A 19,609-nucleotide genomic window follows, 5' to 3' on the forward strand; every position below is an offset into this window, starting at 1 on the left:
TATTTTTTTATTGTGATGAAATGAAATCAGAAACGAAGATACGCAACTCTGGCTGCCCTGTTGCTTTCGGGCTTGATACCTTTGGGGATCGCTGGAGCTTGTTGGTCATCCGCGAAATTATGTTGCGCGGTAAGCGGACCTATAGTGAATTCTTGCAAGCCGAAGAAGGCATCGCGACCAATATTCTTATCGACAGGCTCAAGCATCTTGAAAGCCAGGGAATTCTCGAAAAAAATAGAGACCCAGAGAACCGCCGCAGCTTCGTCTATAGTCTCACATCGAAAGGGTATGATCTTGCGCCGATATTGATCGAGCTAATAATCTGGAGTGGCAAGCATGATGATCGGGCAAACGCAAAACGTGATGTGTTGGAAGAAATCCAGCGTGATCGCGATAGTTTTGAAATGAAGCTACGAGGGGTGTGAGCAAGGCGTTGACGCCAAGTGCTGATCTTTTGTTACTAATCCCCAGGTTACAGTTCTGAAGTATAACTATTCAATTTTCTGAGAGCCAAACATTTGCCATGTGCTCTGCCTGTCTGATTTGTTCACTGGTAAGATCCGCGGCGATTTCTTTCATTCGCTGAGCGATGGTTTCATGGCCGTTTATATCCGCGAGTTGAAACCATTTATAAGCCTCAACGTTTGAGTGTGTCACACCTGTTCCTGTTAGATATGTTTCGCCGATTGCAACCATTGCATTTGTGTAGCGTTGTTTTGCTGCTTTAAAAAACCAATCGAGAGCCTTGTCTGGGTTCACTGGCGTGCCGCGCCCCTGGCTATGCATAACCCCTAGATTGTGCTGGGCTTGTGCAACACCCTGCCGTGCTGCGAGAAGATACCAGCGAATGGCTTCACGATGATCAAAGATCGTGTTTTTCTCGCGGTCCAGCAAGATGCCAAGACGTAATTGCCCCGTCAAATCTCCTTGGCTTGCTGCGCGTTGGTACCAATAGATTGCTTGATCAAGGTCATCATCTGGGTCATCGATATCATCATGAAAGAAAGCACCAAGATTGCGCTGAGCCTCGACCATGCCGCCCTCTGCCGCACGTTTGAGCCAATGTAGAGATGATTCCATGTCTTTACCTATACCGGATCCGCCCTCGTAAAGAACACTGAGGTAATATTGAGCCTTTGCATTTCCGTTATTTCCAGCATTATTTAAAAGCTTGATGGCTTTGTCATATTCCCCGGCACGGTAAGCCGCGATGCCGTCCTCGTAATCACCGGCATCAGAAACCTGAGGTGCGATAAGCAAGAGAGCGCATAGCATAAGGAAATTAAAGTGGATACGAAGATTGAATTGTCGGTTCATCTGTTTAGGTAACTTCATCTCTATGAGGGTACTTTGAAATAAGGGTCTATTGCTCAATATAATTCTAGCAATAATTTTCGCTAAGATCCTGTCACTTTTGTGAGATTGTTTTTTGGGGGGGGCGAAAATCAATCAGTGAAAGAGGGTATAGTGGTTCCAATAATATAATTGACATATCTCATATTTAAGAATATTTCTCTTTTATGGGATATGTTGATGGTGATAGCCAGGACAAACGTCTTGCCGAGCGTTTAAGAGCTTTACGCGGCGAACGCGAATGGTCGTTGGATGAACTTGCAGGGCGCAGTGATATTAGCCGTGCGACCCTTTCCCGTATAGAGAAGGGCGAGGTCAGTCCGACTGCGACTGTGTTAGGACGTTTATGTGCCGTCTATGGTATGACAATGTCGCGGTTAATGGCCATGGCCGAAGAAAATTATTCCCCGCTGGTGCGTCGAAATGATCAGGTTGTCTGGATTGATAAAGAAACAGGCCTTGAGCGTCGATCCGTTTCTCCACCTTCTGAAAATCTGAATTGCGAGGTTCTTGACGTTCGATTAAAGCCGGGAGCTGAAATCTCTTATTCCAGTCCGCCCAAGAATGGCTTAGAGCATCATTTGGTGTTGAGAGATGGAGTATTGGAAATAACAATTGAAGCGCAATCCTATCAATTACAACCAGGTGATTGTCTGCGTTATAAGCTGCACGGAGCTAATTGTTTTAAAGCTGATAAGAACAAAGGGGCTTTATACACATTGGTTGTTTTATAAGGCACCCTTTCCAACAAGATAATCTAGTGAGCTTTGACCATGAATGAACAGAGTGATATCCGGTGCCTCGGCATTGAAGATTTTGACGCTAACGTCGAAGGTTTGGTTTCGGTACTGCATGCCTGTGTTCAAGACGGTGCCAGCGTTGGGTTTATCTTACCCTTCTCTCTGAGAGACAGCTTGGTTTTCTGGAATGACAAGGTCCGCCCTTTGGTTGCAAATGGTCAGGTGATTCCTATGGTTTATATGTTTGAAGAGCAAATCGTTGGTACTGTGCAATTGTGTTTTGCGACCATGCCCAATCAGGTGCACCGGGCAGATGTTTCAAAGCTTCTGGTGTCACCGCTTTTCCGTAAACGGGGGATTGCAAAATCCTTGATGATTGAGCTGGAAAGGCAGGCACGTAATCGCCAAAAAATCTTGATTACGTTGGATACAAGAACGGGGGACAACGCAGAACAGCTTTATCGTAAGTTAGGTTATGAAACGGCTGGTATCATTCCTGACTTTTGCCGGGATACACATGCCCCAGATCGTTTGGACCCGACGACATATATGTATAAACGTCTGTAAACCTTTAATGGCGAACTTGTAATTAATAAAGCGTTATTGAATAATTTTTACGCGCATAAGGCGAGTTTGTTTTTCGGGTTGCAGAAAATAATTTTGATAGTTTGATGCAAGTATTTTGAAAATTTTATAAATATTTTACAAGGTGAGATAAAAATATTTTATTTAAGATTAATAGGTTAGCATTAATAATTACTTATTAAGAATCATTCTCATTGCATTGTCATAATTACGTCTTATATTTCCTGTAGATATACCCGCGCTGGTAATGATGCCGAGGTCGCTCGCAACGTCCGGACATTGGCCGGTAATCATTGGCGGGCAATCAATAAATGGAATTGATGGTTATATATTCACCTTGTCGAATAGGGGCCGAATAGGGCCGAATAGGGGATGATAATGAGTAAGCGAAAGCCACCGAGGATCTTGACCGTTGTGCGTAAAGAGCAGCTTACGCCGCATATGTTACGCGTGACCTTTGGTGGGATTGGATTACATGGATTTCCTGAAAATCAGGAAGGGGCACATGTGAAAGTTTTGATCCCACAAGGTGATATTGATCCTGCAGAGTTTGTGGCAGAGGTTGAAGGTGGCCAGCGTCCTGTTATGCGGACCTATACCGTACGTCATCATCGCGCGGATGAAAACGAGCTTGATATTGATTTTGCCATTCATGGCGATGGCGGTCCGGCTAGTAATTGGGCATTAGCTGCCTTGCCGGGGGATTATATTGGTCTCTTTGGACCCGGCCCCAAAAAGATGACGTATCTGGATGCAGATTGGTTTTTACTTGCCGCTGATATGACGGCAATCCCAGCCGCCGCTGCTGCACTGGAAGAGTTGCCCAAAGACGCTGTTGGAACCGCTGTTTTCGAGATAACGTCAGAAGATGATCGCCAAAAAATTGATGCCCCGGTTGGGATTGATATTCATTGGCTGGTTCATGAAAACCCGAAACAAAGAAGTTATCAGCAAAGCGATTTTATCAGAAAGATGCGTTGGCGGCCCGGATACCCAAGTATCTTTGTCGCCGGAGAGTCTGGGGTAGTGAAGGAATTGCGAACCCACCTTTATCAGGAGCGCGGGATTCCAAAAGAAGATACTTACGTGTCGGCCTATTGGAAAATTGGCCTGGAAGAAGATGCGCATCAAATTCAAAAACGAATGGCTGCGGCCTAACTTTTTATCGCTGAGAAATACAAAAGCCTGGGATTTATCTGTCCCGGGCTTTTTTTGTGCACAAGCCCTGTTGCGAGGGTGGTATAGATTTCAGGTATTACATGTTATGGGGCGAAAAAAAACATGGAGCGCAAAAAAAAATGACCCTTGCTGAATTTGTCCCCCTAACAAAGTCAACAAGAGTCAAAAAGCAGGCAATAAATTGCCGGCTGGGTAAGGCTAGTTCAGGGTGTGCCGATAAAATAAATATCGGCGGTGTGCTGAAATAAATCGCTAAGAGAGCGATTAAGGTAAAACAGCAAGCAAAGCCAAAATATAACAGGCAAAGTAAAACCAAGTTAATATATAACTTAATACGACCCCCGAACCGGCATCACGTGGTGCAAAAGGAACGTTTTGCCAGTTCGGGGGAAGTTGCTTGCATGAGTATATAAACCTATTTTTTGCTGAAGGTGTGAGTGAAAAGACCGTGAAAAACAATTCACGGTCAGGGACACACTTGCTTATCTAACTGATCTTCATGAGATTTGGGGTGTAATTCTTGGTGTTTGCGAAGGGGAAAGGGGCTCAAAATGTGTAAAATGAGATTCGCTAATGAGCAACTGATAAACAAATAAACCCCGCAAGAAATAAGTTATGATGATTTTAAAATATTTTCAGAGATAATGCATGAAATAGCCCTGTTCAAAGGCTGGTTTTCGTGTGGAATATTCTTTCGGGGGAACAGGAAAGCAAATCCCGATTTCTGATTTAGATGGTGCGCAGTGCGAGCGCTTCAGAAATCGGGATAAGTTGCTTGCGTAGGAGTATTGAACACGTTTTTAGGGAATATGTGGAGTGAAAAAAGCGTGAAATAATGACTGCACTTATAAAGGGCATATTATTTTAGGTATCATATTGATTTGTATCGATAATTTTAAATATTAAATACCAATTATATTGTATCCAAAGTGGTTAATACAACAATTCCATGTGAAATAAATATTTGGAAGTTATGTGGACTCGGTCTGTTTGAGCATGAAAATCCTAGAAAATCCATATGTAGTGGCTAAGTGTGTGGGGTTTTGTTGACATTATACTCTATGTTTCTGGAGTGATTGGGCTCTTATTTTTATCTTAATACCACTTTCGAGGTAAGTCCCGGTCTTTAATGGCTGGTTATCCCTTCCTGGAGAGATCTCTGCATCTAAAATTTACGTAACGGTCATTTTCTATACCAATGATTGGAGCTAGAACTTAGTGCATTGGTCCGTGATGATTCAAAATTCTCCGTTGAGTTGACTATAGAAAACGGCTGTTGCCGCAATCCTTATTCAGGTGTTTATGGACGAGGTTAGGAACAGTTTTTGGTGTTGGTATTAGGTAGAACTAAAGTCCAGTAATAAGGATATATTTAAAATGAAAACTCTCCTGACATAATGTTGTCAGTAGCAGGCGTGTATGGTCTGTTTTATATTATAAATTGTATTGTGAAGTGATGGCTTGCGAGCCGAGAAAACTATCGCAAGGCTCACTTTTATCTGAACCTAGAGGGGATAAAAATGTCAGAAACAGCTAATGGAAGCGGCCAGGGAATGACAGGTGGATGTCTGTGTGGATCTGTGAAATTCACTGCGACCGGCGTTGGTGGCGATCATGGTGTGTGTCATTGTGGAACTTGCCGAAAATGGTCAGGTGGACCAACCATGGCAATTCATGTCGAAGGTCTGGAATTCGAAAACGAGGATAATGTTAAATCCTTTGTGTCATCCGATTGGGCTGAACGCGGGTTTTGTCAAAATTGTGGAACGCATCTTTTTTATCGCATGCGTGATGGCAGCATGACAGTTGTATGGGCGGGGGCCTTTGATAAAAATGATGGCTTTTCACTCGCCAGTGAAATCTATATCGATAGCAAACCCGCGGGCTATAACTTTGCCGGGGATCACCCCCGCATGACGGAACACGAATTTTTGAAATCCCTTGGCATGGTTGAATAGGAGAAATGGCCGAGTAGTGGGATAATAAACTACCATGGCAAGACAGAAAACCTGCTACAAAGTATAAGAAGGAGGCTTTGCCTCCTTTTAGTTGTCTTCTACGGAGATCTCCAGAAATTCACTATTTTGAGGTTTTTCTTTTTTCTTTGGTTTAATGCCAGCCGCGGAAATTGTCTCTTTTGGTTTTATCCTACTGACTTTAGCATTTAAAGGAAGTTGTTTTTTAAAAATACCTTCGATGCGTTGTTGTAATAACAGAGGGGAAACAGGCTTCACCAGATAGTCATTGGCCCCGGCGGAAATTGCTTTTTTGACATAATCTTGCTCGGAATGAGCCGTTAACATGATAACGGGTGTTTCAGCTATTTCCTGTTTATCAGAGGCGCGAATTTTTTCAAGAAGTTCAATTCCTGACATGGGCTCCATGGTCCAATCGATAAAAATCAGATCAGTAGGCTTGGCTTGAAGCAGTTGATAGCCTTCTGCTCCATCCTTGGCGAGGCGTATGTCCTTGACGTCCAGTGATATTAAAATGGATTTGATGATTTTTTGTATAAAGGGTTCATCATCTACTATGCAGCATGCAAGATTTTTAAAGTCCAGTCTGTGCCTCACACGTACGCCCCATAATGAATTGAATTTACCGTATCTTTGGCTCTTTATAGTAGAGTAGCAATTGTAGGTTATTACTTTGTTAATAACCTGATATCTTTTTTTAAATCGAGATCAACCATCTATGTTCCGGTAGCAATAACCGCTTATGGCGCGAGAACTACTTGAACTTTTTAAAGATATAGATTTGGATGGCAACCACGAGCGCGAGTAAGCCAGAAAATACCCAAAATGCAATATCACTGGTGCTGCCGGGTATGCCGCCTACATTGGTGCCAAGTAATCTGGTACAGCCCCAAAATCTTTTTAGTTTCTCAATATGTCGCATTTTTCAGCCATATAGAAAAATCTTTAATTGTTATTTTATCTGTTAGTAAATCCAATACTCTAATCGTACCTTCGGCTTCAGGGATAAAACTTGGCTTGCCATTAATTCGTAAAAAAACCAGACAAGATGCGATTGCAGTTCGTTTATTCCCATCTATAAAGGGGTGATTCTTGCCAATAGAATGACAGTAAGTGGCCGCCAGTTCCCATATTGATGGCGTAGGGGTTGTGTAATGTTCCGCATCTTTTGGCCGTTGAACGGCTGAGATTAGTAATCCCTTGTCCCGAATGCCTTCTGGTCCGCCGTATTGTCGTAGTGAATATTGATGTATTCCCAGAACAATTTCCGGTGTCAGCCATTTCACTTGGCGAGTTCTTTCATCATGTTGGGGTGCTTGTCCATGATTTCCCGCGCTGCTTCCATTGCAGTCTCAAAATCCGGATCATACTTTTGCAACATGATTCCTGACGGTGTTTCGGATATGTACAGGGTATCACCTTCATCTATGCGATGCCGCTTGAGGACATCTGTCAGGGTTACAGAAAGTGAGTTCCCAACTTTTCGTACTTTAGCGGTATTGGGCATAATTTATTCCGTTTTAAAAATGATACTATTTTATAAATCATACATATAATTATACATATTGTATAATTTTTTGAATTGCAAAGGCGCTTTTTACTTATCATCAACAACTTCGCGCTCTCTTTTGCGCACCGCAGAACGGTGGACAGTGTAAAAGGTTGAGGCAACGATGATGCTGGCCCCAAGAAGCGTCCAGATCGTTGGAATTTCAGCGAAAAAGAGAATGCCGATCCCGGTGGCAAAGAGCAGGCGCACGTATTCTACCTGTGCCACTGTGACAGCTTCGGCTACGCGATAGGCCTGGATATAAAACCACTGCATGGCTGATAGCAGTAAGGCGATCAGGATAATAATCAAAACTTCGCTCAGGGTCGGGGCTGTCCAATACCACCAAGCGGGGCCGGCCATGAAGAGAGTTACAAGAAGAGATTGGTAAACCATGATGGTTGATGGCTTGTCGATCTGTGACACCTTGCGTAGAATGATCATGATGGCAGCGACAAAGAACGCCGAGATCACCGCCAGAAGCGCATAGATGTTGAACTCTCCGGTATCGGGGCGAATGATCACCAGCACGCCGATAAAGCCAATAATTGTAACCGACCAACGGCGTATCCCCACTACTTCGTGCAGAAAAACGATGGCAAGCAAAGTCGTAAAGAGAGTGCGGACGAAGCCTATGGCAGTGACTTCTGCCAAGGGCATATAGACAACGGCAGTGAATCCTGCACTCATGGCGATGAAAGAAAAAGCACCCCGTATCAGGTAAAGTTTCCAGACACTGGTTTTTAAGGCGGCTGATCCTGATTTAATTATAATTGGCGCGACCATAAGAAGGGCAAAAAGCTGGCGAATAAAAAGGATTTCAAAAACAGGCACACGCTGACCAACTACCTTAATCAAGGCCCCCATAATCGAACCACTTAGGGTAGCGAGAAGCACGAGAATAGCCCCGCGGATATTACCGGGAATTCTATTCCATCGCCCCGAAAATTTGGGAAGGCGATCCTCTAACCAGTATGTTGATATGCGTTCAGGAACGAACTGCATGGTGACAAATGTCCTCTGTTATCTCAACCGTGATCCATCAAAATGGGGGGACGGAAGTGACTGACCTGTCAAAACAGGTCAAGGTAATACGACGTCCTGTTAAGATGACCTACAAGACATTCTGGCGTCAGTTCTTTGATCTTCTCATTAATTCAGCAAAGGCTGGTCTTGTTGGAAAGTAGGGCAGGACCCAGTATTAGATGTGTAAACAAAGAGGTCTGTTGAAGTTTGTAAACAGACAAAAAGCTGTGCAATTAGAAAGAACTTGGAGTTAATAACAGCTTGCGCCTCTTTTAATGAGGATGCAATGAAGATTTGTTGCATATAGATGTAACGGTTTGCAATCATCCGGCCTTGGGTCTGGATTTATCCACTAATTTTACCTTTCATTAATTCGCTAGGATGTGTTCTTAATAACATTGCATTGTGAGGCAGTCCTTTTACATGCATCCGAACTTTCCCGGCAGCAATTTTCTGTCAGAAAGCCTATAAGATTCTCTATACCATTGTCTTCAACAGCGTAAATGATTTGGCGTTCAAACCGCCAACTGCGTAATAACCCGGTTCGCTGTAGATGCCCAAGGTGTCTCGACATGGTGGAAATGTTGACATCAAGCCTTGTTGATATTTCAGTGACAGGTAATCCTACAGGTCCTTGCTCGACTAGTAACCGATAGGTATCCAATCTTGTCTTTTGCCCAAGTGCGAGAAGGGCGGCAATTGCTTCTTTAGAATTCATCCTTGCGTTATAGTGCAAATGTGCAAATATGTAAATATGCAGCAACAATTACGAGGGTGCATTTATGTCTGAGCCTTCATCAATAATCCGCCGCGCGGGCTGGCTGTTCCTCGCTGCTCCATTCTTTGGTATTTCGACAGGTGCGTTGTTTCCACTTGTCGCTCTGGAGCTTGATCGATTGAATTTTGGTGAAGCCTTTGTTGGTTCTGTTACATCGCTCTATTACGCAGGATCTATGACAGGTGCTCTTACTTACGGATGGGTTCTACGCCGAATTGGTTATAAGGTTGCGTTTTTCCTCATGGCGATGTTTGCTGGCTCGGCAGCTTTTTTACTGGCACAGTTTGACGATGCGGTTATGTGGCTTGTCCTGCGGTTTCTTGGTGGTTATGCTCTTGGTGCCTACTATATCGTTGTTGACAGCTGGGTATCTGCACTAGGCACCCGAACTACCCGCGGGCGTCTTATTGCTAGTTTTGAAACCCTACGCCTGCTAGCAACCGCTATTGGTCCATCGATTATCATCGTGGCGGTAACGAAGGCCAGTTTCATGATAGTTGCTGTCATCTATACGATTTCATTTATCCCTGCGTTGTTGAATGATACGCCAAACTTGAAAGTAAAACCCAATGAACACTCAAACGGAATTTTAACTTTAGTCCGGTGTTTTCCGTTTGCTCTTACTATTGCGTTTTGTGGCGGGATTGCGAATGCCAGTTTTTATGGTTTAAGTGCAGTGTACGCAAATGGGTTGGGATACGGCACCATTCAAATTGCTTTGTTCGTCGGTATTGTCCTTGTCGCTCCTGCCGTTATCGCTTTGCCCGTTGGCGCCTTTTCTGACCGATTTGGACGTATGCCGGTTGCGCTGTTCATTGCGTGCCTCTCAATGCTCGCCTGTCTTTTTGCATCCCTTGTACAACCCACGTCATTCTGGTTGGTCACGATGGTAAGTGTTGTCGCTGGTGGTTGCCTGGTCCCCCTTTACGTGCTCGGATTCAGTCGCATCGTTGATGCTGTGGGTGAACAGGATGTAATCTCTGCGACAACCGCAGGCTTACTCAGTTACAGTTTTGGTGCACTTTTGGGACCTGTTATTTCTGGATATTCAATGGAATTAGTTGGTCCGGCCGGACTTTATGTATTTCTTGGATTTGTTGCCTTAATTGCAATTCTGCTGATTGTTGCTGACATGTGCCTATCGCGATGCTGTCCAGAAACCTTTAGAATGGTAGATGCGTGATAACAACGTCTAACAGGCAAAATTTTATCTAAGCATTTTTATAGCGGAAGGTGATGATGATTAAAGGCTAATTGTCGTCTATAATCGCTTTTGGCATCAGGGGACTAAGATTATGATCCGATTTATATTCGCAATTAATTTGAATCCAAATAAATGGATAAATGCAAGCAGTTACATGTAGGGCAATTTTAAATTAAATTGCCGCTTGTTCTATGCAAATTTTTTCACTTCCAGCATCGCTAAGAGGCTCTTTTAGTAGATCGCAAAAATGCGGAGAACCTGATGGATTGTTTTTCCTGAAGTGTCGACAGGTATTGCATATACCAAAAGGTTTATTGCCATCACTTCTCAGTTTGGCGAGGAGTAATTTTTCCAGAGCAGTCGTGATGTCTTTCTGATCGTTGGCAGGAAGATCAGATAGTATTTTCTGAAAAGGTTGCAGTGCGTCTTCCTTGGCAAGATTTTTCCCTGCTGTTGTTAGCTCCAGAGCCACTGAACGTTTGTCATGTAAATCTTGAGTTTTGACCACAAAACCCTTTTTTTCCAACGACATCAATGTCTGGGATATCGTGCCTTTGGTCGCGCCGAGATAGCTAGTTAGGGCACCGGGGCTACGAGAAAAACGATTAGCCTGGGCGAGATAACGCAAGGCATCCCATTGTGCAGGCTTGAGACCTTCGGCGTGACCATCGTGGTTAACCAAGCGGGAAATTCGGGATAATAGACTGATAAATTGCCGTGGTTTGTTCATTCAGGAATAGTATCGACTAAAAACAATTCTTGCAAGTGTGAATAAATATGTTATGTATAAATAAGTTTCGAGTCGATACTATTGTTAAGTGGCAATAAAGAAGGAGTAATAAAATATGACAAATTTTCTCAATAAAAACCGCGCTTATCTGATACCTTTTGCTTTTGCGACAGGGATCTTTGTCGGGGCAGGATCTCTTGTCAGTACAGAAGTAATGGCGCATGACATAAAAAGCTCAGTGGACAAAAATATCACGCCACCCTTTGATATTATTAAGGCCTCTGCCAATACTGATGGACGCTGGGCAACGTTCTTGATGGAGTTGGCTGGAGAGACTGGAACCATTACGCCAGAAGTAACTGGTGCGTTCCGTGGTTCATCGGTTTTTGCTTATGTTTGGCCAACTAAAATTGACCCATCAGGTGTGGGCTTTACCCCTAATTCTGGTGTGTTGGCATTAGCCATTACATCCCACCCTGACTTTGACGATACACCGCTTTATGATGAAAATAATGATGGTGACCCTGCGAATGATGGCAAGACTTGGCATGCTCATTGGGCTGTTCTTGCTCAAGATGAAGCATGTGGTGCAGGTTTTAAAGTTCGGGAAATTTCTCCCGGACAAGATATTGTGCCCGCCACCATGCCTGATCTGCCGATCGCCCTGGATGCACCGGGGCAAAGTCCCATTTTATTTGATAACCAGCTAAAGGTAACGTTGCCGGTCAAAGGTGCGGAAGGTGCTCATTTTGATGCTATGACAGCGGTACTTAATGTGTCTGATGAAAACAGTCATAACCCCTTGCTCTGTGTAAATCAGGCCCACGATGTGGCTTCGGGGGATCTCTCTTTCCCTGGTATCATCATGAAGAAAGGGGAGACTAATCTCACTTCTGATTAACCTAGATCCGATTAGCTGTTCAAAGCTTTCTGGTCTTCCCTGCCAAAGAAAAATTCCAGAGAAAAATCCCCCTTCTTTGGCAGGGATACTATGGGCGAAACAAAAATGACGAGAAATCTGCCAATGACCAGATCGCGGTCTCTTTGGTGGTGACGACCCATTATCAGATGATCGCAGAAACCAATGCTTATTGACGTGATCAAGAATTCAAGGAAGATGAAAATGACAGGTGAATTTCAACGAGCACCAGAACTACAAATATCCCAATGGATGAATAGTGATGAAGACATTAACTTAAAGAGTTGTCTTGGAAAGGTCGTACTAATCGAAGCCTTTCAGATGCTTTGTCCCGGGTGTGTCGAACATGGGCTGCCTCAAGCTCAGAAAGCTCAACAGCTGTTCTCATCGGATGATCTTATTGTGTTGGGTTTGCACTCTGTTTTTGAACACCACACTGCCATGGGGCCTGAAAGCCTAAAGGCCTTTTTGTACGAGTACCGTATTACGTTTCCGGTTGGCATCGATATGCCGGCAGGCCAGGGTCCAATCCCAAAGACCATGGCAAGTTACCAGCTACAAGGAACGCCAACTCTACTCCTTATTGATCGCCAAGGGAGGCTAAGGCGACAAAAGTTCGGAATAATGTCAGACCTACAACTCGGCGCCGAAATTATGGCTTTGATGAAGGAACAGCCATTTAAGGTTGATCTGGGCAGGGGGCAAATTTCTGATGAAGAACAGGGAAAAGAAATTCCCTGTGACGAGACGGGTTGTCGTGCTTGATGAGATTTTTTTAATAAGGATGTATTAGAGAGAGCTTATATGTATGATGATTTATAATATGATTCATGGAGCATTTTTATTTATTATCATCGTGTTGGCTTGTTTATTGGGGGAGAAGGAAGTCCCGCAAGTTTCCTTCTGAAAAAATGGACATTATTTTAACAATTATATTTTGCGTATTTATAATATTTTTCGTGAGAAGTTTGTCACGTAGAAGATACGCGAAAAGACAAAAATTTATTGATAACTATAGATTTCCGGTAAAAATCACAGAGCGAATATTAGAGACATATCCTCATTTAACGGAAGCACAGGTAAGAGAAGTGATCTCAGGGCTTAGGGATTATTTTTATCTCTGCAGTCGTGCTCCAAAAGGGATGGTCTCGATGCCTTCGCAGGTTGTGGATGTTGCTTGGCATGAATTTATTCTTTTCACCCGTGAGTATCATGATTTTTGTAAAAAGGCTTTCGGTCGTTTTCTTCATCATACACCTGCAGAGGCGATGAAAAGCCCTACCAATGCCCAAGAAGGGATTAAGAGAGCATGGCGACTGGCGTGTGAGTTGGAAGATCTTGTCACCAATACAAGGCAAAAGAAGAAGGGGCTTTCTTTGTCTAAAGACCCTCTGCCTCGTCTCTTCGAGATAGATCGTAAACTAAAAATTCCAAACGGTTTTTATTATAAACGCGATTGTTTAGATGGCAAAAAGATGGAGTTTTGTACAAATAACATTGGCTGTTCTACTGCTTTAAGCACCTATGGATTATCAGGTGCATTAGCAATTATGCATGAGCCTTCATGGACCAGTCTTGATTACGCCAGCGGTAACAACGGAACCGATAGTAGTGGTTATGGTGGCGACAGTGGTTGCGGAAGTGATTAGCTTTTCACACGGAATAAACGGGCGACTGATAGCCGCCCGTTTATTTACTTTACCCTCTATTCAGCGGCACTTTTACCAGCTTCGCCTGAGAACTTCTTGATCTCACCGCTTTTGAGGCGGGCCATATAGCTGTTAAGCTCTCGTTTAACGATTGGCATCAGGAAGTAAAGGCCGGTGATGTTCACAACGGCCATGGCAAAGATCGCGGCATCCGAGAAGTCGATAACCGGACCCAGGCTGGCTGCGGCACCAATGACAATAAAGATACAGAATATAATCTTAAAGGTTAGTTCTGCACCTTTGCTTTCACCGAACATATAAGTCCATGCTTTCAGGCCATAATAAGACCATGACAGCATTGTAGAGAAAGCAAAAAGAACTACGGCAACGGCTAGCACGTATGGGAACCAATCAAAGGCAGAGGCAAAGGCCGCTGATGTCAACGCGACACCGGAAGCACCCGTTGCCGTGACGATTGTGCCACCCTCGACAATGTAGTTCCCTGTTTCAGGATTGATTGTCAACTGACCCGTAATGATAATTACCAACGCAGTCATTGTACAGATCACAACAGTATCAATGAAAGGTTCCAGCAAAGAAACAACGCCCTCTGTTACGGGTTCTTTGGTCCGCACGGCAGAGTGTGCAATTGCAGCAGAACCAACACCAGCTTCGTTAGAGAAGGCCGCACGTTTGAAACCCTGGATCAAAGCGCCAACAAAACCACCGGCAATACCAAGTCCGGTAAAGGCACCTTCGAAGATTTGGCCAAAAGCCCAACCTATCTGATCTGCATTCATGATAAGAATGACAAGGGCTGCACCGACATAGAGGATGCCCATGAAAGGCACGACTTTTTCCGTAACATTGGCAATGGATTTGATACCACCGACGATAACCGCAAAAACAACACCCGCGAAAATCAAGCCGGTAATCCAGCCGGGGTAATCGCCAAAAATGCCTGCGATCTGCGCATGAGCCTGATTGGCCTGAAACATGTTGCCGCCGCCAAGTGCACCAAGAATACAGAAAACGGAAAACAGGATTGCCAGGAATTTTCCGCAGGGTAATCCGCGCTCGGTAAAACCTTTGGAAATGTAGTACATGGGGCCACCGGAAACAGTGCCGTCTTCATACTCATTCCTGTATTTCACACCAAGGGTACACTCGGTGAACTTGGATGCCATACCAAGCAATCCGGCAAGGATCATCCAGAAGGTTGCCCCCGGACCACCAATACCGACAGCAACGGCGACGCCAGCGATGTTACCAAGACCGACGGTTCCGGAAAGGGCTGTGGCCAGAGCTTGGAAATGGCTGACTTCACCGGCATCATTGGGGTCAGAATAATCACCTTTGACCAATGAGATCGCATGGCCAAAGAGGCGAAATTGAACAAAGACAAAATAGAGACTGAAGACGGAAGCTGCGATCACAAGCCACATAACAATCCAGGGGAAACTTGTGCCGGGGAAGGGGGCAAAGATAAAGTTTACAAACCAGCCGGTTGCGGCCGCAAACCCTGCGTTGATCTGGGCATCCAGACTACTGGTTTCTTGTGCTGCTGAAATTGATGTCGTGCTTAAAAAGGCAAGCACAGGCATGAGGATTTTAAAAATTTTATTCATGAGTGCTCTCCTTATCCGACAACTGTGACGGGGACGCTGGCGTGCATGACCAGATTGGCCGTGGCAGTGCCAAAGACACGCTTTACAAAGCCGCCTTCTGACGAGCGGGCAACAATGATTTGTTCGGCTTTTTCTTCGACGGCAACCGCATCGATAAGCTCGGCTACGTCACCATGGCGAACGATCCCTCTGGCATTGAGGTCGTCTGCTTTTAATGAAGCTACGGCGGGATCTATAATGCGTTCCATCGCCATTTTTGTTTCTTCTTCACGACGCTTGTGCCGTTGCGAGTTTTCTTCTGCTGTCTGGAATGTGTAAGGTGACCACTCGATCACATAGACCACGAGTAATTCGCACCCGCCAATCAGATTGGCAAGTTTTGTCGCGTAGGCAAGGGCACGGTTACCGGATTCAGTGCCATCAAGTCCTACAATTAATTTAGCGGACATTTGATTCCCCTCTTGTTGTGTTTTTATTTTTTCAGGGGCTTCTTACTCAATGTTGAAAGCGCCCCTCTGCATATTCGGTTCCAATGTTTTTATATTTTGGATCTTATGATCAGTTGCTACCAAATTGTCTGGTAACAATTTGGTAACCATAACCTAAAGGCGAGAAAAATGCGATAGCTTTACTGTTAATGAGTAATTATCGATAACCTAAAAATGATTTTAATAGTTCGTTTGAAGACGAAGCATTTTTGTGATGATGTCATTTATACTTTCCCATTCGGAATTGGTGATATTGAATTTAAAGGTCGATTATGGTGGTGAAACAAAAGCAACCCACGCTCTTCATTGAGCTTGGTTTTCTCTCTCTACTCGCATTGTTATGGGGATCGTCTTATCTTTTTGCCAAGGTGGCAGTAACAGAGATTCCACCACTGACGCTGGTTGCGGTTCGTGTGAGCGGGGCGACACTTTTCTTGGCAGTAGTGTTGATCGTTAAAAAAGAACGGCTGCCTCGGGATCCGAGAAGTTGGAGGATGTTGTTCGTCCAGTCGGTTCTAAGCTCTATTGCTGCATGGACGATATTAGCGTGGGGACAACAGTACGTGGATAGTGCACTGGCGAGCGTGCTTAATTCGACATCACCAATCTTCGTTTTCTTTATTACATTTCTTTTTACACGGCATGAAAAGGTAACAGGGTTAAAGCTTCTTGGAGCAACTCTTGGTCTTTTAGGAGTGATCTTTATCGTTGGCGTGGATGCGCTAAACGGTTTAGGTCAGGAAGTTCTGGGACAACTTTGTGCGGTTGGTGGCGCCTTCCTTTATGGTTGTGCCGCGATCTACGGCAAGCGCTTCACTCATTTGAGTTCGCCAGTCATTGCAACGGGCACAATGCTCTGGGCCAGCCTTGTTCTGGTCCCTGTTAGTCTGGTCGTTGATCGACCTTGGACTTTGACACCGTCCACAGAGGCACTTGGTTCTTTGATCATTCTGTCGATCTTTTGTACCGGTGTTGCGCTTCTGATCTATTTCCGCCTTATCAAAACACTGGGATCACTGGGCGTTGCCAGTCAGGCGTACTTGCGCGCAGGTGTCGGGGTAATGCTAGGCGTTGCTTTTCTGGGTGAAGAGATTTCATTTGTTGTTGCTATAGGAATTCTGGCCGCTGTCGTCGGCGTTGCAGCGATTAACATGCCAACAAAAGCAGCGGAACAAGAAAAGTTATCTAAGCCCTAGAGGCTTGGAAGGCATCGCGTATTGCCTGGGCCATTCCTGATTTGGTGCTGCATTCGTGTTGTACGCGTTGTCGAAGAACAATGTTGGTACCCTGAAGCCTTGGAAATCCTTCTTCGGGTGTTAGTTCGCGGCAATCCGGCGGTATTTGGCTTTGCGCCAGAATGCCAACGGCAATCCCGGATGATACGGCGGCTTGCAGGCCAAATGTGCTGCTGCTGATATAGCTGATCTTATAGTCTTTTTTCTGCTGTTCCAAACAGGCCAGTGCCCAGTCGCGCCACCAGCATCCACTATCATAGACGGCAACAGGCATCGGGACGCATTCATGTTGGCGATAGGTATCTGACGTAATCCAGACCACAGGGTTATTGAGGAGAATCTCGCCGCCAATTTTTGTGGCTTCTTCATGAAGTACAACCAGATCAAGTTCCCCTTTTTCCAGGCCTGTATTCAGGGCGGCAGATTGCGCACAGCGAACGGTTACTTCTGCTTGGGGGTGGGTTTTGGCAAAACGGGACAGAACACAGGGAAGGAAGGTCCCCCCATATTCTTCTGGTATGCCAATTCGAACAGTACCGTTTAGCGGATCTGATTGCAGGGATGCGGCGGCTTGATCTAGCAAAGACAGGATGCGTTTTGCATCCTTGACCAGTTGTTCACCTGACGAGGTAAGGGTAACGCCACGGGGGCCGCGATCAAATAATTTTCCGTCAACAATTTCTTCCAATTTTTTCATTTGAATGCTAACGGCAGACTGTGTTCGGCCAACAATTTCTGATGCCCGCGTGAAATTTTTCGTCTCTGCTATCGCGACAAAAGTACGGAGAAGATCGCTTTCCAGATTGGGATTCATAAGTCAGTCCTGAAAAAAGAATAATCATAAATTATTCGAATGCCTGTCATTTTAACTATTAATTTCAGGAATGTCTAGTGCGTGCCTATATTCAGAAGTAACAGAAATAAGGAATTGGTGAGATGACACATAAAATTGAAAACACACTAGGTCCTGAATTCATATCTTTGGCCGATACGTGGGTATCGAATATTCGATCCTGGTTTCTTGCGCGGCGACAGAAAAATGCCCGAAAGCGCGAGATACATGCACTGTTGTCCTATGACGATAAGTGGCTCGAAGAAGTAGGCCTATCCCGTGCACAACTGGTTGGCGAACTTGGATATGATCCTCGTGAACTTCCAAGTGTAGTTGGCGTTGTGGAATACCGATTTATGCATTTATCAACAGGTCATAATCAGGGTGATAAGTACATTAAACGACGCCCATGATGTGTCGTGAATAGAGCTGATTTATAGTGTGTGATCAACAGCTTGCTTCTCTGAATGTGCTGTAGTTTTACGAGGAAATAGAACCATGATAGATAAAAATGAAGTTCAAAGACGAGCGGGAAATTTGTTGGTTGCGATGGTGGTCACGGTTTCTACTGCATTGGTTTTGTTATCGAATAATCATTCTGGTCAGAATGATGCGAAAGGCAGGACAGAGTTGATTATCGCTACACAGATTTCAGAAGAAAATAGCGGGGATAATTTAAGTGTTCCTACTATCCCGCCTGTTTTACAAAAGCGGTATTATAAGTGAGATGCTAAAGCTCGAAATTAAAAAGCTGGCTGCCGCCAATGACATTGGGTTCACCCAGATAATTTCGCACCTGTGGATCTACCAATCTCGAGGAAATATCGTGCACACCAACCATTTTTAGGGCTTCTTTTGTATCAGCATTTGGGCCGAGATATTTCCAAACAGATTTGGACATATAGGGGTGACGACGTTGGCTTGAAACACCAAAAGTCACCCCTTGCATATAGGTGAGGCGGCTTCTGCTCATGGGATAGAGAATGGTTTCGACGATGGCGTCTTTAGCAAGTTCTTGAAATTCGACGACAAAGATACGATTGCCGAGCAAAGTTGCCTGTCCCCGATATTTTGACAAGAAAAAAGCATTATCATCCGGATCGCGGGATCGTTCGATTGTTTTGGTCTGAACGATACCATCTTTTTCAAACAAGTGGGTCACGGCACAGAGAATTCTTCCTTTCCAGCTAAAGGAATGAAAATAGCAAAGATAAAGGCCCAGGTATTTTGACAGGCTTCGTCCCTGATTTTGGAAAGCCATCGCCAGCGGACCGTGCATCGGTCGAGATGATTTTGATTGTATCTGTCTATGGATGATTGCTTCGGTCTGTTGAAATTCATCCTCAGGCAGGTAAAGGTCTGACAACCTGATCTCAAAATAATCGCATATTTTGTGCATGTTTTTATTGGACGGGGTGGAGGTGCCGTTAAGGTATTTACTGAACTGTTGCCTGTTAATGCCCATTGCCCGACAAGCTTCTGAAACAGAAGCCTCGTAAGTGCATAAAAAGCTCAGGTTTTTGCAAAAATCAGATTCGATCACGACTGGAAATCCTGCTTATCATACGAGAAGATCCGCCCTGTATAAGCGGGATATCAGATGTTTTTTTCATTTGTATCATGAAATATTATTAATTTTAAGCGAGTTTACGCTCTTTTTGCGAAAAAGTGCAACAAGTAGCGCGCATACGCGAAATTGTAATCCATTTTCTAACAGGTCAGTCTTTTCTTCGAGGGA

The 19,609-nt window shown here is 44.5% G+C and carries 24 protein-coding genes; 13 read left to right on the forward strand and 11 right to left on the reverse strand.

Annotated elements, in window-relative coordinates:
• The first annotated feature begins 20 nt into the window (after window positions 1-20).
• On the forward strand, window positions 21-425 hold the full coding sequence (locus WH96_RS04320) for a winged helix-turn-helix transcriptional regulator (RefSeq protein ID WP_047763270.1): 405 nt from the start codon (window positions 21-23) through the stop codon (window positions 423-425).
• A 70-nt stretch (window positions 426-495) separates the two neighbouring features.
• Here WH96_RS04320 and WH96_RS04325 read toward each other — a convergent pair whose 3' ends face one another.
• Window positions 496-1,335: a tetratricopeptide repeat protein gene (locus WH96_RS04325; RefSeq protein WP_082130329.1), complete on the reverse strand. Its 840-nt coding sequence runs from the start codon at window positions 1,333-1,335 to the stop codon at window positions 496-498.
• Window positions 1,336-1,520: 185 nt separating this feature from the next.
• Between WH96_RS04325 and WH96_RS04330 the strand changes: the two genes are divergently transcribed.
• The 4 genes from WH96_RS04330 to WH96_RS04345 all read left to right on the forward strand — a co-directional run bounded on the left by WH96_RS04330 (window position 1,521) and on the right by WH96_RS04345 (window position 5,815).
• On the forward strand, window positions 1,521-2,087 hold the full coding sequence (locus WH96_RS04330; RefSeq protein ID WP_047762920.1) for a helix-turn-helix domain-containing protein: 567 nt from the start codon (window positions 1,521-1,523) through the stop codon (window positions 2,085-2,087).
• Window positions 2,088-2,126: 39 nt separating this feature from the next.
• Window positions 2,127-2,660: a GNAT family N-acetyltransferase gene (locus tag WH96_RS04335; protein WP_082130330.1), complete on the forward strand. Its 534-nt coding sequence runs from the start codon at window positions 2,127-2,129 to the stop codon at window positions 2,658-2,660.
• A 396-nt stretch (window positions 2,661-3,056) separates the two neighbouring features.
• Window positions 3,057-3,836 carry a siderophore-interacting protein gene (locus tag WH96_RS04340; RefSeq protein WP_204248116.1) on the forward strand — a complete coding sequence of 260 codons (780 nt, stop codon included), beginning with the start codon at window positions 3,057-3,059 and terminating at the stop codon, window positions 3,834-3,836.
• A gap of 1,541 nt (window positions 3,837-5,377) precedes the next feature.
• Window positions 5,378-5,815 carry a GFA family protein gene (locus WH96_RS04345; RefSeq protein ID WP_053005677.1) on the forward strand — a complete coding sequence of 146 codons (438 nt, stop codon included), beginning with the start codon at window positions 5,378-5,380 and terminating at the stop codon, window positions 5,813-5,815.
• Between the two features lie 87 nt (window positions 5,816-5,902).
• On the opposite strand, the gene WH96_RS04350 is transcribed toward WH96_RS04345, so the two are convergent.
• From WH96_RS04350 to WH96_RS04365, 4 genes are all read right to left on the reverse strand, one after another.
• Window positions 5,903-6,430 (reverse strand): response regulator, encoded by a 528-nt coding sequence (locus WH96_RS04350; protein ID WP_053005678.1) that lies wholly within the window; start codon window positions 6,428-6,430, stop codon window positions 5,903-5,905.
• A 311-nt stretch (window positions 6,431-6,741) separates the two neighbouring features.
• The gene (locus tag WH96_RS04355; RefSeq protein WP_047762921.1) at window positions 6,742-7,119 is read right to left on the reverse strand and encodes a type II toxin-antitoxin system death-on-curing family toxin; all 378 of its coding nucleotides are present in this window, start codon (window positions 7,117-7,119) and stop codon (window positions 6,742-6,744) included.
• A complete protein-coding gene (locus tag WH96_RS04360; RefSeq protein ID WP_047762922.1) occupies window positions 7,116-7,340 on the reverse strand; it encodes an AbrB/MazE/SpoVT family DNA-binding domain-containing protein in 225 nt (74 codons plus the stop codon). Before WH96_RS04360 ends, WH96_RS04355 begins: the two co-directional genes overlap by 4 nt.
• A gap of 90 nt (window positions 7,341-7,430) precedes the next feature.
• Complete coding sequence (locus tag WH96_RS04365; RefSeq protein ID WP_047762923.1) at window positions 7,431-8,387, reverse strand: DMT family transporter; 957 nt, start codon at window positions 8,385-8,387, stop codon at window positions 7,431-7,433.
• Between the two features lie 8 nt (window positions 8,388-8,395).
• Between WH96_RS04365 and WH96_RS21875 the strand changes: the two genes are divergently transcribed.
• The gene (locus tag WH96_RS21875) at window positions 8,396-8,569 is read left to right on the forward strand and encodes a BSD domain-containing protein (RefSeq protein WP_156176692.1); all 174 of its coding nucleotides are present in this window, start codon (window positions 8,396-8,398) and stop codon (window positions 8,567-8,569) included.
• Between the two features lie 215 nt (window positions 8,570-8,784).
• Here the strand turns inward: WH96_RS21875 and WH96_RS21710 are convergent, their stop codons facing one another.
• The gene (locus WH96_RS21710) at window positions 8,785-9,126 is read right to left on the reverse strand and encodes an ArsR/SmtB family transcription factor (RefSeq protein ID WP_082130332.1); all 342 of its coding nucleotides are present in this window, start codon (window positions 9,124-9,126) and stop codon (window positions 8,785-8,787) included.
• 64 nt (window positions 9,127-9,190) lie between these two features.
• Between WH96_RS21710 and WH96_RS04370 the strand changes: the two genes are divergently transcribed.
• Window positions 9,191-10,369: an MFS transporter gene (locus tag WH96_RS04370; RefSeq protein ID WP_047762924.1), complete on the forward strand. Its 1,179-nt coding sequence runs from the start codon at window positions 9,191-9,193 to the stop codon at window positions 10,367-10,369.
• Between the two features lie 193 nt (window positions 10,370-10,562).
• Here WH96_RS04370 and WH96_RS04375 read toward each other — a convergent pair whose 3' ends face one another.
• Entirely contained in the window at window positions 10,563-11,120 is a 558-nt protein-coding gene (locus tag WH96_RS04375; RefSeq protein ID WP_047762925.1) for a MarR family winged helix-turn-helix transcriptional regulator, read from the reverse strand.
• A gap of 115 nt (window positions 11,121-11,235) precedes the next feature.
• Between WH96_RS04375 and WH96_RS04380 the strand changes: the two genes are divergently transcribed.
• The 3 genes from WH96_RS04380 to WH96_RS21120 all read left to right on the forward strand — a co-directional run bounded on the left by WH96_RS04380 (window position 11,236) and on the right by WH96_RS21120 (window position 13,688).
• Window positions 11,236-12,021: a hypothetical protein gene (locus WH96_RS04380; protein ID WP_218045008.1), complete on the forward strand. Its 786-nt coding sequence runs from the start codon at window positions 11,236-11,238 to the stop codon at window positions 12,019-12,021.
• A 222-nt stretch (window positions 12,022-12,243) separates the two neighbouring features.
• Window positions 12,244-12,804, forward strand: a complete 561-nt coding sequence (locus WH96_RS04385) for a redoxin domain-containing protein (protein ID WP_047763277.1) — start codon at window positions 12,244-12,246, stop codon at window positions 12,802-12,804.
• Window positions 12,805-13,007: 203 nt separating this feature from the next.
• Window positions 13,008-13,688, forward strand: coding sequence for a glycine-rich domain-containing protein (locus WH96_RS21120; protein ID WP_204248117.1), 681 nt, complete (start codon window positions 13,008-13,010; stop codon window positions 13,686-13,688).
• 56 nt (window positions 13,689-13,744) lie between these two features.
• Here WH96_RS21120 and WH96_RS04395 read toward each other — a convergent pair whose 3' ends face one another.
• Both WH96_RS04395 and WH96_RS04400 read right to left on the reverse strand, forming a co-directional pair.
• Complete coding sequence (locus WH96_RS04395) at window positions 13,745-15,316, reverse strand: alanine/glycine:cation symporter family protein (RefSeq protein WP_047762926.1); 1,572 nt, start codon at window positions 15,314-15,316, stop codon at window positions 13,745-13,747.
• Between the two features lie 11 nt (window positions 15,317-15,327).
• The gene (locus WH96_RS04400; RefSeq protein ID WP_047762927.1) at window positions 15,328-15,765 is read right to left on the reverse strand and encodes a universal stress protein; all 438 of its coding nucleotides are present in this window, start codon (window positions 15,763-15,765) and stop codon (window positions 15,328-15,330) included.
• Window positions 15,766-16,076: 311 nt separating this feature from the next.
• Between WH96_RS04400 and WH96_RS04405 the strand changes: the two genes are divergently transcribed.
• Window positions 16,077-17,000, forward strand: a complete 924-nt coding sequence (locus WH96_RS04405; RefSeq protein WP_047762928.1) for a DMT family transporter — start codon at window positions 16,077-16,079, stop codon at window positions 16,998-17,000.
• On the opposite strand, the gene WH96_RS04410 is transcribed toward WH96_RS04405, so the two are convergent.
• Window positions 16,990-17,853 (reverse strand): LysR substrate-binding domain-containing protein, encoded by an 864-nt coding sequence (locus tag WH96_RS04410; protein ID WP_047762929.1) that lies wholly within the window; start codon window positions 17,851-17,853, stop codon window positions 16,990-16,992. The two genes, WH96_RS04405 and WH96_RS04410, sit on opposite strands and share 11 nt — an antisense overlap.
• Before the next feature lie 122 nt (window positions 17,854-17,975).
• On the opposite strand from WH96_RS04410, the gene WH96_RS04415 reads away from it, so the two are divergent.
• Window positions 17,976-18,284 (forward strand): hypothetical protein, encoded by a 309-nt coding sequence (locus WH96_RS04415; protein WP_047762930.1) that lies wholly within the window; start codon window positions 17,976-17,978, stop codon window positions 18,282-18,284.
• 85 nt (window positions 18,285-18,369) lie between these two features.
• Window positions 18,370-18,597, forward strand: coding sequence for a hypothetical protein (locus WH96_RS04420; protein ID WP_047762931.1), 228 nt, complete (start codon window positions 18,370-18,372; stop codon window positions 18,595-18,597).
• A gap of 4 nt (window positions 18,598-18,601) precedes the next feature.
• Here the strand turns inward: WH96_RS04420 and WH96_RS04425 are convergent, their stop codons facing one another.
• Complete coding sequence (locus WH96_RS04425) at window positions 18,602-19,414, reverse strand: helix-turn-helix domain-containing protein (protein ID WP_047762932.1); 813 nt, start codon at window positions 19,412-19,414, stop codon at window positions 18,602-18,604.
• Between the last annotated feature and the right edge of the window lie 195 nt (window positions 19,415-19,609).

This window comes from Kiloniella spongiae (assembly GCF_001026905.1).
Taxonomy (GTDB): domain Bacteria; phylum Pseudomonadota; class Alphaproteobacteria; order Kiloniellales; family Kiloniellaceae; genus Kiloniella; species Kiloniella spongiae.